Source organism: Streptomyces sp. NPDC091279 (assembly GCF_044757465.1).
Classification (GTDB): Bacteria; Actinomycetota; Actinomycetes; order Streptomycetales; family Streptomycetaceae; genus Streptomyces.
Map to the genome: position 1 here is coordinate 13408 of NZ_JBIVVA010000014.1, position 14240 is coordinate 27647.

The 14240-nt window shown below is 68.3% G+C and carries 18 protein-coding genes and 1 tRNA gene; 6 read left to right on the forward strand and 13 right to left on the reverse strand.

The features are described 5' to 3' along the window. Window positions 1-143: 143 nt before the first annotated feature. Entirely contained in the window at window positions 144-446 is a 303-nt protein-coding gene (locus ACIQOU_RS30595; protein WP_401542197.1) for a GroES family chaperonin, read from the reverse strand. A 97-nt stretch (window positions 447-543) separates the two neighbouring features. Further along, window positions 544-873 carry a DUF3618 domain-containing protein gene (locus tag ACIQOU_RS30600; protein WP_401541828.1) on the reverse strand — a complete coding sequence of 110 codons (330 nt, stop codon included), beginning with the start codon at window positions 871-873 and terminating at the stop codon, window positions 544-546. 95 nt (window positions 874-968) lie between these two features. On the opposite strand from ACIQOU_RS30600, the gene bcp reads away from it, so the two are divergent. From bcp to ACIQOU_RS30615, 3 genes are all read left to right on the forward strand, one after another. Next, window positions 969-1436: a thioredoxin-dependent thiol peroxidase gene (gene bcp, locus ACIQOU_RS30605; protein ID WP_401541831.1), complete on the forward strand. Its 468-nt coding sequence runs from the start codon at window positions 969-971 to the stop codon at window positions 1434-1436. Between the two features lie 152 nt (window positions 1437-1588). After that, the gene (locus ACIQOU_RS30610; RefSeq protein WP_401541834.1) at window positions 1589-2578 is read left to right on the forward strand and encodes an HNH endonuclease; all 990 of its coding nucleotides are present in this window, start codon (window positions 1589-1591) and stop codon (window positions 2576-2578) included. A gap of 53 nt (window positions 2579-2631) precedes the next feature. Continuing rightward, a tRNA-Leu gene (locus ACIQOU_RS30615) sits at window positions 2632-2715 on the forward strand. Between the two features lie 54 nt (window positions 2716-2769). Here the strand turns inward: ACIQOU_RS30615 and rdgB are convergent. The 4 genes from rdgB to ACIQOU_RS30635 form a co-directional block, all read right to left on the reverse strand. Continuing rightward, window positions 2770-3375 carry an RdgB/HAM1 family non-canonical purine NTP pyrophosphatase gene (gene rdgB, locus ACIQOU_RS30620; protein ID WP_401541837.1) on the reverse strand — a complete coding sequence of 202 codons (606 nt, stop codon included), beginning with the start codon at window positions 3373-3375 and terminating at the stop codon, window positions 2770-2772. A gap of 46 nt (window positions 3376-3421) precedes the next feature. Further along, window positions 3422-3817 carry a hypothetical protein gene (locus tag ACIQOU_RS30625; protein WP_401541840.1) on the reverse strand — a complete coding sequence of 132 codons (396 nt, stop codon included), beginning with the start codon at window positions 3815-3817 and terminating at the stop codon, window positions 3422-3424. Between the two features lie 145 nt (window positions 3818-3962). Further along, complete coding sequence (rph, locus tag ACIQOU_RS30630) at window positions 3963-4700, reverse strand: ribonuclease PH (RefSeq protein WP_401541843.1); 738 nt, start codon at window positions 4698-4700, stop codon at window positions 3963-3965. 76 nt (window positions 4701-4776) lie between these two features. Continuing rightward, the gene (locus ACIQOU_RS30635; protein WP_401541846.1) at window positions 4777-5010 is read right to left on the reverse strand and encodes a glucose PTS transporter subunit EIIB; all 234 of its coding nucleotides are present in this window, start codon (window positions 5008-5010) and stop codon (window positions 4777-4779) included. A gap of 174 nt (window positions 5011-5184) precedes the next feature. Here ACIQOU_RS30635 and ACIQOU_RS30640 point away from each other — a divergent pair, with 174 nt between their 5' ends. Together ACIQOU_RS30640 and ACIQOU_RS30645 are read left to right on the forward strand one after the other, a co-directional pair. Further along, a complete protein-coding gene (locus ACIQOU_RS30640; protein ID WP_401541849.1) occupies window positions 5185-6477 on the forward strand; it encodes a PTS transporter subunit EIIC in 1293 nt (430 codons plus the stop codon). Window positions 6478-6642: 165 nt separating this feature from the next. After that, on the forward strand, window positions 6643-7890 hold the full coding sequence (locus ACIQOU_RS30645; protein WP_401541852.1) for a PTS transporter subunit EIIC: 1248 nt from the start codon (window positions 6643-6645) through the stop codon (window positions 7888-7890). Window positions 7891-7966: 76 nt separating this feature from the next. On the opposite strand, the gene ACIQOU_RS30650 is transcribed toward ACIQOU_RS30645, so the two are convergent. Then, window positions 7967-8719, reverse strand: coding sequence for an MBL fold metallo-hydrolase (locus ACIQOU_RS30650; protein ID WP_401541855.1), 753 nt, complete (start codon window positions 8717-8719; stop codon window positions 7967-7969). Window positions 8720-9019: 300 nt separating this feature from the next. Here ACIQOU_RS30650 and ACIQOU_RS30655 point away from each other — a divergent pair, with 300 nt between their 5' ends. Continuing rightward, window positions 9020-9460, forward strand: a complete 441-nt coding sequence (locus tag ACIQOU_RS30655; protein WP_401541858.1) for a type II toxin-antitoxin system PemK/MazF family toxin — start codon at window positions 9020-9022, stop codon at window positions 9458-9460. 261 nt (window positions 9461-9721) lie between these two features. On the opposite strand, the gene ACIQOU_RS30660 is transcribed toward ACIQOU_RS30655, so the two are convergent. The 6 genes from ACIQOU_RS30660 to ACIQOU_RS30685 form a co-directional block, all read right to left on the reverse strand. Further along, window positions 9722-10672 (reverse strand): PLP-dependent cysteine synthase family protein, encoded by a 951-nt coding sequence (locus ACIQOU_RS30660; RefSeq protein WP_401541860.1) that lies wholly within the window; start codon window positions 10670-10672, stop codon window positions 9722-9724. Between the two features lie 6 nt (window positions 10673-10678). Further along, window positions 10679-10957: a MoaD/ThiS family protein gene (locus ACIQOU_RS30665; RefSeq protein ID WP_401541863.1), complete on the reverse strand. Its 279-nt coding sequence runs from the start codon at window positions 10955-10957 to the stop codon at window positions 10679-10681. 87 nt (window positions 10958-11044) lie between these two features. Next, on the reverse strand, window positions 11045-11140 hold the full coding sequence (locus tag ACIQOU_RS30670; protein WP_401541865.1) for a putative leader peptide: 96 nt from the start codon (window positions 11138-11140) through the stop codon (window positions 11045-11047). A gap of 130 nt (window positions 11141-11270) precedes the next feature. Continuing rightward, a complete protein-coding gene (locus ACIQOU_RS30675) occupies window positions 11271-11693 on the reverse strand; it encodes a Mov34/MPN/PAD-1 family protein (RefSeq protein ID WP_401541868.1) in 423 nt (140 codons plus the stop codon). 86 nt (window positions 11694-11779) lie between these two features. Further along, window positions 11780-13207 (reverse strand): amino acid permease, encoded by a 1428-nt coding sequence (locus ACIQOU_RS30680; protein ID WP_401541871.1) that lies wholly within the window; start codon window positions 13205-13207, stop codon window positions 11780-11782. A gap of 405 nt (window positions 13208-13612) precedes the next feature. Beyond that, a complete protein-coding gene (locus ACIQOU_RS30685) occupies window positions 13613-14218 on the reverse strand; it encodes a DUF2017 domain-containing protein (RefSeq protein WP_401541873.1) in 606 nt (201 codons plus the stop codon). Between the last annotated feature and the right edge of the window lie 22 nt (window positions 14219-14240).

Below are 14240 nucleotides of genomic sequence, written 5' to 3' on the forward strand. Positions count from 1 at the left end.
GCACCACAGCCTCGACAACCCGGTACGGCGCGTCTCGTCGGGTCCCACCAAGCTAACAAAGGCCCACACAAAAGGGCCGGTGACCACAGTCACCAGCCCTTCCGCACCCGCTCAGAAAAACCGCTCCGGAGACAAAGCCCCCTCTAGAGATAAAGCCCCGTCGAATCCTCGGAACCCTCGAACCGGTCCGCGGCCACCGCATGCAGATCCCGCTCCCGCATCAGCACATACGCCACGCCCCGCACCTCGACCTCGGCACGGTCCTCCGGGTCGTACAGCACCCGATCACCCGGCTCCACCGTCCGCACGTTCTGCCCCACGGCGACGACATCCGCCCAGGCCAGCCGACGGCCCACGGCCGCCGTCGCCGGGATCAGAATCCCGCCACCCGAACGCCGCTCACCCTCACCGACGTCCTGCCGCACGAGAACCCGGTCGTGCAGCATCCGGATGGGCAGCTTGTCGTGCTGCGTGCTGTGGTCGTTTCTGTTGGCGCTCACGCCCTGAACCTACCTGTCCCGGCCACCTCCGTACGCCGCCGGGTCAGCCCTTGCGACGCCGCGAGCCGAGGGCGATCAGCCCCACGACACCGACGACCACGAGCGCGGCCGGAACCACCCGCTCCAGCCGGGGCGCACCCTCCTCATCGACGAACTGCGCCTTCACCTCGCTCACCGCACGGTTCACGCCGACATAGGCGCGCCCCAGCGTGTGGTCGATGGTGGAGACCGCCTTGGCCTTCGTGTCGCCGACGATCGTCCTGGGGTGCACCCGCACCCCGATCTCGTCGAGGGTCTCGGCCAGCACCTCGCGGCGGCGCTTGATGTCCGCCTCGATCTGCGCGGGGTTCCTGGTGTCCGACGTGTCCGCCACCGTTCGGCCTCCGAAGTCTGCTGTCGCTCTGTCCCGCACAGTCTGTCAGTTCCAGCCGCCGCCGCACGGTCAGGACCCCCGGTTACGCTTGCCGGATGAGCGAGCGACTCCAGCCCGGTGACCTGGCCCCCGACTTCACCCTCCCCGACGCCGACGGCAACGAGGTGTCCCTCTCGGCCCACAAGGGCCGCAAGGTCATCGTCTACTTCTACCCGGCCGCCCTGACCCCGGGCTGCACCAAGCAGGCCTGCGACTTCACCGACAACCTCGACCTGCTGACCGGCGCGGGCTACGACGTCATCGGCATCAGCCCCGACAAGCCCGAGAAACTCGCCAAGTTCCGCGACCAGGAGTCCCTCAAGGTGACCCTCCTCGCCGACCCCGACAAGTCGGTCCTGGAGGCCTACGGCGCCTTCGGCGAGAAGAAGCTCTACGGCAAGACGGTCGTCGGCGTCATCCGCTCCACGATCGTCGTCGACGAAGCGGGCAAGGTCGAACGCGCCCTCTACAACGTCAAGGCCACCGGCCACGTAGCCAAAATCATCAGAGACCTGGCCGTCTGACCCCTCCCCCCCCAACGGCCCGCCCCGGACCCCCGGCGCGGGCCACTCCCCATTCCGGACGTAACCCTCCGACATCCGGTTCGTTACTCCATACGGGCAACGAACACATGCCCGGACTGCGAATGTCTGGCCGACAGCGGAGGGGGATGTACATGTACGACAAGGAGCGACTCGCGCCGGTCGTCGCCAAGGCCCGTAACTGGACCGACCTGATGAGGCGGCTCGGCCTCGGGACAAGCGGGGGACAGCGGCGCGTGTTGCAGGAGAAAGTGGCCGGGCACGGCCTCGACACGAGCCACTTCGCCAAACGCAGCCCATGGCGCAAGTACCCCGACTCGGCCATCGCCGAAGCCGCCGCGTCGTCGTCCTCGCTGCGCGAAGTGGCACTGAAGCTGCACGCCACCCCGGCCACGGGCACGCTGTCCCATATCCGCCGCCGCATTCACTCAGCGGGCATCGACATCAGCCACTTCCCCGGCATCAACAGGGCCGATCTGGACCTGCCCTTCACCACCGAAGAGCTGAGGGCCGCCGCCGAAGAAGCGACCAGCGTGCGCGGCGTGGCTCGCATCCTGGGCGTGCCAGACGACAGCCGCTCCCGAGCGACCCTGCATCGCATGCTGCGCGCCCGGCACATCGACACCGGGCACTTCTCGTACCGACGCGTACCGATCCCCGAGGACGCACTCCGCGATCTCGTAGCGCGCTCCACCAGCTACGCCGATGTGATGCGCGGCCTCGGCCTGGACGTCAACGACACCAATCACCGGCGAGTCCGGCGGGCGGCGGCTCGACTCGGCCTCGACACAGGCCACTTCACGCGCAGGGCCTGGGGACGGCCGGAACGTCCGGCGCCCGAACCGACCGCCGACCGAGTTCTCGTGGTCCTCCCCGATCACGCCGCACGGACCAACAGGACGCGACTCCACCGGGCGTTGAGCGAGATCGGGGTGCCCTACGCCTGTTCCAACTGTGGCAACGAGGGCGAGTGGCTGGGGCAGCCGATCACTTTGCAGATCGACCATGTCAACGGGGAGTGGCGCGACAACCGCCGGGAGAATCTCCGATACCTGTGCCCCAACTGCCACGCGCTGACAGAGACGTGGTGCCGCCGGAAGGGGTCGATGCCCCTCGCTGGGTGACGCGATCCCCCCGTACACTGGCTACCGCCAGTCAAGGACAGTGACCGGCATGAGCGGCGGTGGCGCAACGGCGACGCGGCAGACTTAGGATCTGTGGCCCTTGATCGGGCTTGAGGGTTCGAATCCCTTCCGCCGCACAGGAACGGCCTGCGAATCGAAGATCGATGCGCAGGCCGTTTTCGTAGGCCGGCTCAGCCCAGCAGTTCACGGAGTGCTGGTACCAGGGATCTGAAGGCCTTGCCTCGGTGGCTGATGGTGTTTTTTTCGGGTGGGGTCAGTTCCGCGCAGGTGCGGGTGTCTCCGGCAGGTCGGAGGATCGGGTCGTAGCCGAAGCCGTTGGTGCCCGTCGGGGTGTGGACCAGGACGCCCTTGAGGTGGCCCTCGACCACGCGTTCCGTGCCGTCGGGGAGCGCCAGGGCTGCCGCGCAGGTGAAGTGGGCGGTGCGGTGGGCGTCGTCGATGTCGGCGAGTTGGGCGAGGAGGAGGTCGAGGTTGGCCTTGTCGTCGCCGTGGCGGCCGGCCCAGCGGGCGGAGAAGATGCCGGGGGCGCCGCCGAGGACGTCGACGCAGAGTCCGGAGTCGTCGGCGACGGCGGGCAGGCCGGTGGCCCGGGCGAGGGCGTGGGCCTTGAGGAGGGCGTTCTCGGCGAAGGTGACGCCGGTTTCGCGGACGTCGGGGACGTCGGGGTAGGCGTCGGCGCCGACGAGTTCGTGCGGGAGGTCCGCCGCGGCGAGGATGGCCCGCAGTTCGGTGATCTTTCCGGTGTTGCGGGTGGCGAGGATGAGGCGGGTGGTCATGGGGCCAGTATTCCGGTCGCCGTGGCGGTGCCCGTGCCGGCGTCGGTTATGAGGTGCAGACCTTGGTGAGTTCGCCGGCGGCGGCGGTGACGGGGCTGATGTCGGGGGTGGCGTCGCCGTTCTTGACGGCGGTGCGGACGTTCTGTACGGCGTCGCCGAGGGAGTCGACGGCTTTGTTGACGTCGGCGTTGTCGGTCTTGTCGCCTATTTTGTCGAGGTTCTTCTCGATGTCGGCGAGGGATTGGTCGAGTTGGGTGGGGTCGTCGGAGGCGTTCTCGACGGCCTGTTGGAGTTGGGTGACGCTGTCGGCGATGGTGTCGGCGGTCTGGACGCAGTCCAGGGCCTTGTCGACGGCGGCGCAGCCGGTGGTCACTCCCGTGGTGAGGACGGTGGCCGCGAGGGCGGCGGTGACGGTGAGGCGACGGCGGCGGCTGACGGCCATGACGGTGTGCTCCCCTTGGTACCTGGCCCGTTGGGCCCCCGTGTGCTGGTCGGGCGCACGGTGGTGTGCCGTGCGCCCGCACTGGTAGGGACGCGGTGCCGGTGGCGGGGGTTGCGCCGGGCGGCGATCTTTCTTGGCGTTCCCTTTACTTTTCGAGGGTGGTGGCGAGGGCTGCGCGCTGGGCGGCGGCGAGGTCGGCGCAGCCGGTGAGGGCGAGGTCGAGGAGGGCGTTGAGTTCGTCGCGGGCGAAGGGTTCGGCCTCGGCGGTGCCTTGGACTTCGACGAAGCGGCCGTCGCCGGTGCAGACGACGTTCATGTCGGTGTCGGCTTTGACGTCTTCTTCGTAGCGGAGGTCGAGGAGGGGGGTGCCGCCGACGATGCCGACGGAGACGGCGGAGACGGTGTCGGTGAGGGGGCGGCGGCCGGCTTTGATGAGTTTCTTGTTCTGGGCCCAGGTGACGGCGTCGGCGAGGGCGACGTAGGCGCCGGTGATGGCGGCGGTGCGGGTGCCGCCGTCGGCTTGGAGGACGTCGCAGTCGAGGACGATGGTGTTCTCGCCGAGGGCTTTGTAGTCGATGACGGCGCGGAGGGAGCGGCCGATGAGGCGGGAGATCTCGTGGGTGCGGCCGCCGATGCGGCCCTTGACGGACTCGCGGTCGCCGCGGGTGTTGGTGGCGCGGGGGAGCATGGAGTATTCGGCGGTGACCCAGCCTTCGCCGCTGCCTTTGCGCCAGCGGGGGACGCCTTCGGTGACGGAGGCGGTGCAGAAGACTTTGGTGTCGCCGAAGGAGACGAGGACGGAGCCTTCGGCGTGCTTGCTCCAGCCGCGTTCGATGGTGACGGGGCGGAGCTGTTCGGGCGTGCGGCCGTCGATGCGAGACATGGTGTGGAGCCTATCGGCATGCGCGTAGGGCCCCTGCCCGGTGGGGGGAGGGGCCCTGTGGGGTGAGCGGGGGGGCTCACATCATGTCTTCGATCTCCGCTGCGATGGGGTCGGCGTCGGTGCCGATGACGACCTGGATGGCGGTGCCCATTTTGACGACGCCGTGGGCGCCGGCGGCTTTGAGGGCGGCTTCGTCGACCTTGCCGGCGTCGTGGACCTCGGTGCGGAGGCGGGTGATGCAGCCTTCGACTTCGTCGATGTTGTCGATGCCGCCGAGTCCGGCGACGATCTTCTCAGCCTTGCTGGCCATGGTCTTTCTCCCTGATCCGAACCGCTTTGTCGCAGTAACCCACAGTTGGCCCATCTTTGCGAGCGGTCGTGTCGCGGGTGCCGAAGGATGGCGATCACGACAGCGGAACCGTGCGCCAACTGGTCTACACCACAAGGGGGACGGCCGCCAAACGCGGAGTGCGGAGGGATGTCGATGACGGCCGACAGCACGGTCAGCGGTGGGGGGCGGGGTCAGTGGGGTGGGGTGTTCCAGGGGTTGCAGAAGATGGGGCGCTCTCTTCAGTTGCCGATCGCGGTGTTGCCTGCGGCGGGGATTCTGAATCGGCTGGGGCAGCCGGATGTGTTCGGGGATCAGGGGTTGGGCTGGACGAATGTGTCGAAGGTGATGGCGGGGGCGGGCGGTGCGTTGTTGGACGGGTCGCTGGGGTTGCCGTTGTTGTTCTGTGTGGGTGTGGCGATCGGGATGGCGCGGAAGTCGGACGGTTCGACGGCGTTGGCGGCGCTTGCGGGGTTTCTCGTCTACTACAACGTGCTGCGGCAGTTCCCGAAGGGGTGTGGGGGTGGGGCGAAGGCGGTGGTGGGGGTCGGGTGCCAGGGTGGGGACGGCACGGTGTCGGCGTTCACGTATCAGAATCCGGGGGTGTTCGGGGGGATCGTGCTGGGGTTGCTGGCGGCGTTCTTCTGGGCGCGGTTTCACCGGACGCGGTTGGTGGACTGGCTGGGTTTCTTCAATGGGCGGCGGCTGGTGCCGATCATCATGGCGTTCGTGGGGATCGTGGTGGCGGCGGTGTGTCTGTGGGTGTGGCCGCCGATCGGGTCGGGTCTGGAGTCGTTCTCCAACTGGCTTGATGGTCTGGGGGCTTGGGGTGCGGGGGTGTTCGGGGTGGCGAACCGGGCGTTGCTGGTGGTGGGGTTGCATCAGTTTCTGAATGTGCCCATCTGGTTCCAGTTCGGGAGTTATACGGAGCCGGACGGGACGGTGGTGCATGGGGACATCAACATGTTCCTGGCGGGTGATCCGGGTGCGGGTCAGTTCACGTCGGGGTTCTTCCCGATCATGATGTTCGCGTTGCCTGCTGCGGCGTTGGCGATCACGCATTGTGCGCGGCCGGGGCGGCGTAAGGAGGTCGGGGGGTTGATGTTGTCGGTGGCGTTGACGTCGTTCGTCACGGGGATCACCGAGCCGATCGAGTATTCGTTCCTGTTCGTGGCGCCGGTGCTGTATGGGGTGCATGCGGTGTTGACGGGGGTGTCGATGGCGGTGACGTGGGGTCTTGGGGTGCATGACGGGTTCAGTTTTTCGGCGGGGCTGATCGATTACGTCATCAACTGGAATCTGGCGACGCGGCCGTGGGCGATCGTGCCGATCGGGGTGTGCTTCGGCGTCGTTTATTACGTGCTGTTCCGGTTCGCGATCACGCGGTTCGATCTGAAGACGCCGGGGCGGGAGGCGGAGGAGGTGCGCGAGGACGTCACGAAGGCGTAGTGCGTGCGGTCCTGGGGTGTGGGGAACGGCGGCGTGGCGTCGGTTCTGTGACTCGTTCGGCGGCGGTCCGGTCGCGGTTTTCGGCGGGTTCCTTATCTTGCCTTCATCGTGCTACAAAAGGTCTACACCACTGAGTGGTGTAGACCACCACGACGGAGGAAGTCTATGAGCACCGCCACCGATACGGCGGCCCCCGCGAAGAAGCGGGGTTCTGGCCTGTTCCAGGGCCTTCAGAAGGTCGGCCGCAGCCTCCAGCTGCCGATCGCCGTACTGCCGGCGGCGGGCATCCTGCTCCGTCTCGGCCAGCAGGACATCCATGACAAGCTGAACCTCCCCGACAAGGTGACGGCGGTCTTCGCAACGGCGGGCGGGGCCATCTTCGACAACCTCCCGATGCTGTTCTGCATCGGTGTGGCGATCGGGTTCGCGAAGAAGTCGGACGGTTCGACGGCGCTGGCGGCGCTGGTCGGTTTCCTGGTCTACAGCAATGTGCTCAAGGCGTTCCCGGTCACCGAGGCCAAGGTCCAGGCGGGTGCGGACATAGCCGCGACCTACAACAACCCGGGTGTGCTGGGCGGCATCCTGATGGGTCTGCTGTCGGCGGTGCTGTGGCAGCGCTACCACCGCAAGCGGCTGGTGGACTGGCTGGGCTTCTTCAACGGCCGCCGTCTGGTGCCGATCGTCATGGCGTTCGTGGGCACCGCGATGGGTGTCTTCTTCGGGCTGGTCTGGGAGCCGATCGGCAAGGTCATCTCGGACTTCGGTGAGTGGATCACGGGTCTCGGCGCGCTGGGGGCGGGGCTGTTCGGGCTGATCAACCGGGCGCTGATCCCGGTCGGCATGCACCAGTTCGTCAACACCGTGTCGTGGTTCCAGATCGGTGACTACAAGAACTCCGCCGGTGTGGTCGTGCACGGTGACCTGAACCGTTTCTTCGCGGGTGATCCGACCGCCGGTCAGTTCATGTCCGGGTTCTTCCCGATCATGATGTTCGCGCTGCCTGCCGCCGCGATCGCGATCGCGCACTCCGCCCGGCCCGAGCGTCGCAAGGCCGTGATGGGCATGATGGTGTCGCTGGCGCTGACGTCGTTCGTCACGGGCATCACCGAGCCGATCGAGTTCGCGTTCATGTTCATCGCGCCGGTGCTGTACGCGATCCACGCGGTGCTGACGGCGCTGTCGATGGCGATCACCTGGGCGCTGGGCGTGCACGCGGGCTTCACGTTCTCGGCGGGCGCGATCGACTACGTGCTGAACTGGAACCTGGCGACCAAGCCGTGGTTGATCATTCCGATCGGGCTGGTGTTCGCGGTGATCTACTACACGGTCTTCCGGTTCGCGATCACCAAGTTCGACCTCGCCACTCCGGGCCGTGAGCCCGAGGAGGAAGTGGAGGACCTCACCAAGGCGTGAGGGTCGCCTCCCGCGACGTGACGAAGGGCTCCGGAACGTTCCTGCTTCCGGAGCCCTTTCGGCTGCGCGCCGCGCCTCAGATCACGTACGTCCGCCGGGGCATCGCCAGTTCCACCGGGCCGTGGAACGCGGTGCCCGCGTCACGGAGGTTGACCTCCGGGTCGGTCCAGGGCGGGATGTGGGTGAGAACCAGGCGGTGGGCGCCGGCCCGGGTCGCGGTCTCGCCCGCCTCACGGCCGTTGAGGTGGAGGTCGGGGATGTGTTCCTTGCCGTGGGTGAAGGCGGCCTCGCACAGGAACAGGTCGGTGTCGCGGGCGAGTTCGTCCAGGGCGGGGCTGACGCCGGTGTCGCCGGAGTAGGTCAGGGACCGGCCGCCGTGCTCGACCCGGATGCCGTAGGCCTCGACGGGGTGGGCCACGCGTTCGGTGTGCACGGTGAACGGGCCGATGTCGAACGTCGACGGCTTGACCGTGTGGAAGTCGAAGACCTCGCTCATGGAGGAGGCGGTCGGGGTGTCGGCGTAGGCGGTGGTCAGCCGGTGTTCGGTGCCCTCGGGGCCGTAGACGGGGATCGGGTCGCAACGGCCGCCGTCGTGCCGGTAGTAACGGGCGACGAAGTAGGCGCACATGTCGATGCAGTGGTCGGCGTGCAGATGGCTGAGGAAGATCGCGTCGAGGTCGTAGAGACCGCAGTGGCGCTGAAGCTCGCCCAGGGCGCCGTTGCCCATGTCGAGGAGCAGCCGGAAGCCGTCGGCCTCTAGGAGGTAGCTCGAACAGGCCGATTCCGCGGACGGGAACGACCCCGAGCAGCCGACGACGGTGAGCTTCATAAAGCAGAAACCTCCGCTGGCGGGAAACCCGGAAGATCCGGAAGATCAGGGAATGGGGCGTCGGGGGTCGTGCGGTGCTGTCGAGCGTAAGGCGCGAAACCCGCGGTAGCTCCTCCGCCAAGGGCTGTTGTGGGCGAACTCACCTGTGCTGTCACCGGTTCGGCTGGAAGCGGGGCGGATGAGGCACATGGGGGCGCACGTGGGCGCGTGGCGGGTGGGGTCGGGGAGGTTCGGCGCGGGGCGGTCGGGCGCGGGGAGCTTGGGTGTGGGGAGGTGGGGGGCGCCGGTAACGTCGTCGGTATGAACACGTCATGGTGGCTCGCGTTCGCCGCGGTCGTTCTGCTCGCTCTGGTGGCCGCGCTGGTCGATGGCTGGGGGCGGGGGGCGGCGCGGCGGCGGGGGCCGGGGTCCGGGCGGGCGGGTGCGGCCGGGGGGCCTCGGCCTGCCGAGATCTGGTGGGCGAACGTGCCGTTCGAGGAGGGGCCGGGGGCGAAGGATCGGCCGTGCCTGGTGCTGGCTGTGCGGGGGCGGCGGGTGACGGTCGCGAAGATCACCAGTCGGTATCACGGGGAGCGGGCGGGGGTGCTGGCGCTGCCTGCGGGGGCGGTGGGGGATGCTCGGGGGCGGGCGAGCTATCTGGAGACCGGGGAGCTTCGGCAGGTGCCCTTGCGGGAGTTTCGGCGGCGGGTGGGTGAGGTGGACCCGGCCTTGTGGGACCGGGTCCGTCACCTTGCGCAGTGAGGTTGCGCTGCGCTTGCTGGGGCCGCTTTTCGGGTGCGGGGCCGCTTTCGGGTGCGGGTGCGTGGGGGCTTGTCGCGCCCCGCGGCGGAGCCGCACATCGATACAGCCCCGCGCCCCTAAAAAGACGGGCCGTCTTTTCGCTGCGGGTGCGTGGGGGCTGGTTGCGCCCCGCGGCGGAGCCGCACATCGATACAGCCCCGCGCCCCTAGGTGGGCTGCTCGGCTGTCTCCCTAGATAGTCCCCCGGCCTCAACTGGAGGGTCTATGCCCAGAGTTGGCCTTGTAGGGTTTTGATGGCTTCTTCTGTTGTGGGGGCTGTGTAGACGCCTGTGGAGAGGTATTTCCAGCCGCCGTCGGCTACTACGAAGGCGATGTCAGCGGTCTCGCCTGCTGTGAGCGCCTTCTTGGCTACGCCGATGGCCGCGTGGAGGGCCGCGCCGGTGGAGACGCCGGCGAAGATGCCCTCCTGCTGGAGGAGTTCCCGGGTGCGGGTGACCGCGTCGGCGGAGCCGACCGAGAAGCGGGTGGTGAGGACGGACGCGTCGTACAGCTCGGGGACGAAGCCCTCGTCGAGGTTGCGCAGGCCGTAGACGAGGTCGTCGTAGCGGGGTTCGGCGGCGACGATCTTGACGTCGGGCTTGTGCTCGCGGAGGTAGCGGCCGACGCCCATGAGCGTGCCCGTGGTGCCGAGGCCCGCGACGAAGTGGGTGATCGTCGGGAGGTCGGTGAGGATCTCGGGGCCGGTCGTGGCGTAGTGGGCGCCGGCGTTGTCCGGGTTGCCGTACTGGTAGAGCATGACCCAGTCGGGGTGCTCGGCGGAGAGTTCCTTGGCGACGCGGACCGCGGTGTTGGAGCCGCCCGCCGCCGGGGACGGGATGATCTCGGCGCCCCACATCGCGAGCAGCTCACGGCGTTCCTGCGAGGTGTTCTCGGGCATCACGCAGACCATGCGGTAGCCCTTGAGCTTGGCGGCCATGGCCAGGGAGATGCCGGTGTTGCCGGAGGTGGGCTCCAGGATGGTGCAGCCGGGGGTGAGCCGGCCGGCCTGCTCGGCCTGTTCGATCATGTGCAGGGCCGGGCGGTCCTTGATCGAGCCGGTCGGGTTGCGGTCCTCCAGCTTGGCCCAGATACGGACCTCGGGGGACGGCGAGAGCCGCGGCAGGAGCACCAGGGGGGTGTTGCCGACCGCGGCCAGCGGGGAGTCGTACCGCATCGACGATCAGGCCATGCCACCGGCGACGGCCGGCAGGATCGTCACGATGTCGCCGTCGGTCAGCTTGGTGTTGATGCCGTCGACGAAGCGGACGTCCTCGTCGTTCAGGTAGACGTTGACGAAGCGGCGCAGCTGGCCGTTGTCCACGATCCTGGCCTGGACGCCGGGGTGGGCGTTCTCCAGGTCGGCGAAGAGGTCGGCGAGGGTCTCGCCCGTGCCCTGCACCGCCTTCTGGCCGTCGGTGTACTGGCGGAGGATGGTGGGGATGCGGACCTCGATGGCCATGGTCGCGGGCTCCTGTCGGGAGGATGGGAAGGATGGGCACGCCTGCGGCCCACCGCAGGCGTCATGCCGTGCGGAGGGCGGGGTACGTCAACAGATGGCGCTGTTCAGCCTGCACAGGTCGACGTGCAGCCGCGCCACGAGCATCGTGCCCGGCGTCTTCTCGCTCACGTCGTTCAGAACCATGGGTTCATCGTATCGATTCCCGGTCCGGGTTCCCGAGGGGGATCTCATGGATCGGACCGAATCCGTCCGGGGTGTGAGATCGGCGGGTTTTGAGGGCATTCGTGAGGGGGGTAAGTGGTGGAGGGCGGGGTCAGTAGGTTTCCACCACGGTGACCTCCTCCTCCGTCACCACGCCTTCCAGGATGCGGTAGGAGCGGAACTGGAAGTCGCCGAAGCCGTCGGTGTCCGCGGTGGAGACGATGACGTAGTGGGCCTGGGGCTCGTGGGCGTAGGAGATGTCGGTGCGGGAGGGGTAGGCCTCGGTCGCGGTGTGGGAGTGGTAGACGACGACGGCCTCCTCGTCGTTGTCCCACATCTCGTCGTGGAGCTTCTTGTGCTCGGCGTCGTCGAACTTGTAGAAGGTGGGCGACCGTTCGGCGTTGAGCATCCGGACGAACCGCTGCGGCCGGTCGGAGCCCTCGGGTCCGGCGATCATGCCGCAGGCCTCGTCGGGGTGGTCCTCGCGGGCGTGCGCGACGATCCGGTCGTACAGGTCCTGGGTGATGGTCAGCATGCCGGACAGGATAAGCAGAAGGGCCGGCCCGTACCGAGGTGTGGTACGGGCCGGCCCGAATGCCGGACAGTGCTGGTGGGGCGGGGTCAGACCGCCTTCTCCAGGGTGTGGTCGCGGCGCTGGGCGACCTCGGGGTTGCGGCGCTTGAGGACGGCCCAGCCGATGGAGAGGGCGACGGCCCAGCCGGCCATCACGTAGAGGCAGACGCGGGCGTCCTGGTCGAGGGCGATCAGGCAGGTGACGAAGAGCAGGAACAGGATGGCGATCCAGCTGCACACCGAGCCGCCGGGTGCCGGGAAGGACGAGGCGGGCAGTCGGCCCGCGACGACCGCGCGGCGGTAGAGGACGTGGCTGATCAGGATCATCAGCCAGGTCCAGATGCCGGCGGCGGTGGCGATGGAGGTGACGTAGCCGAAGGCCTTCTCGGGGACGACGTAGTTGAGGATCACGCCGATGCCCATGAAGAGGACGGAGACGGTGATGCCGAAGGCGGGGGCCTTCGTACCGGAGAGCTTCTGGAAGCGCTGCGGGGCCTCGCCGTTGGCCGCCAGGTTGCGCAGCATGCGGCCGGTCGAGTACATGCCGGAGTTGCAGGAGGAGAGGGCGGCGGTGAGGACGACGAAGTTGACGATGCCGGCGCCGGCCGGGATGCCGATCCTCGCGAACGCCGCGACGAAGGGGCTGACGTCCGGTGCGAACTCGGTCCACTTCACGACGCAGAGGATGACGGTGAGGGCGCCGACGTAGAAGAGGGCGATGCGCCAGGGCAGGGTGTTGATGGCCTTGGGGAGGGTCTTCTCGGGGTTCTCGGACTCGCCCGCGGTGACGCCGACCAGCTCGACGGCGAGGTAGGCGAACATGACGCCCTGGAGAGTCATCAGGGAGGAGCCGACGCCCTTGGGGAAGAAGCCGTCGAAGGCCCAGAGGTTGGAGACGGCGGCGGTGTCACCGGCGCTGCTGAAGCCGAAGGTGAGGACGCCGAGGCCGATCACGATCATGCCGATCAGGGCGGTGACCTTGACCATGGAGAACCAGAACTCCAGCTCTCCGAAGACCTTCACGGAGATCAGGTTGACCCCGAAGAGGACGACCAGGAAGACCAGTGCGGTCACCCATCGGGGGATCGCCGGGAACCAGTAGTCGACGTAGATCGCGGCGGCCGTCAGTTCGGCCATGCCGGTGACGACCCACATCAGCCAGTAGGTCCAGCCGGTGAAGTAGCCGAAGAAGGGGCCGATGAACTCCCGGGCGTACTCGGCGAAGGAGCCCGAGACCGGCCGGTAGAGGAGCAGTTCGCCCAGGGCCCGCATGATGAAGAAGATGATGGCGCCCGCGAGCGCGTACATGAGGATGAGGCTGGGGCCGGCCTTGGCGATGTTCGCCCCGGCGCCGAGGAAGAGGCCGACGCCGATGGCGCCGCCGATGGCGATCATCTGGACCTGGCGGCTGCCGAGGCCCCGTTCGTACCCCTCTTCTTCGGGGGTCTGTTCCGTGTCGACCTGAGCGGAGGTCATTGTCTGTGGTGCGCCTTTCTCCATGCCGATTCGGTGGCCTCGTTCGGCCCCGGATCGGGTTTCGATCCCCCCGGATTGATGGAGTCGAGCGGCCTGCTCGGAGTCCGCTCCTGCCTGGCCGACGGTCGTCGGCTCGGTGGCGCACCCGGCCGGACAGTGGGTGGTGTCGGCCGGGCGATCGTGAAGATTTATCACGCCCGTCACACTGACCGCCCTCCACGTTTGTGACGTGCGCCACAGGGAGAGCCGGACAAAAAACACCGCCGTGGACCATACGGGCAACGGCGGTGACGGGATCGTTATCCGGAATTGAGCGTCCTCTGAGCGAACGCACGGCGCCTCACGGAGGTGGGCACGAGATCCCCACATGCCCGGGCGCGGCACCCCGGGCGAGGGGCGCGCGGCTCACACCATGAGGGTGGAGACGAGGGTCTCCTGGAGGCCGCCGAGCCAGAGGTAGGCCATCACCATCGGCTTGCGGGGGTCCTCGTCGGGCAGGCCGTAGAGGGCGTCGGTGTCGTCCTCGGCGGTGATGTCGAGGCGGGAGCCGATCGCGAGGCGCAGGTCGTTGAGGGCGCCGAGCCACTGCCTGGACTCGTCCGGGGTGAGATGGAGGACGGCGCCGCCGTCGCCGCCGGGGGTCAGCACGTCGAGGCTGCGGATCACCGCGAGGGCGCTCTCGCGCTTGCCGGCCCGCAGGTCGTTCTCGGTGTAGCGGCGGAACTCGGCGGAGTGCGCGAGGCGTTCCTCGGCCTGGGCGGGCGAGTCGGGCGCCTGCTCGGGGTCGGTGTAGGCGTCCGGGAAGAGCCGACGCAGCACCGGGTCCTGGGGCGGCTCGGTGGGCCCGTCGGTGAACAGTTCGGCCAGCGGGTCGTCGGACGGCCCCTCGGCGGGGCCGGGACCGATGAGTTCCAGCAGCTGCACGGCGAGCGACCGGATGATGGAGATCTCGACGTCGTCGAGGGCGACGGCGGCACCGCCACCGGCGATCGGTTCAAAGGTTCCTGGCATGGAGGCGGTCGCTACTCCCGGT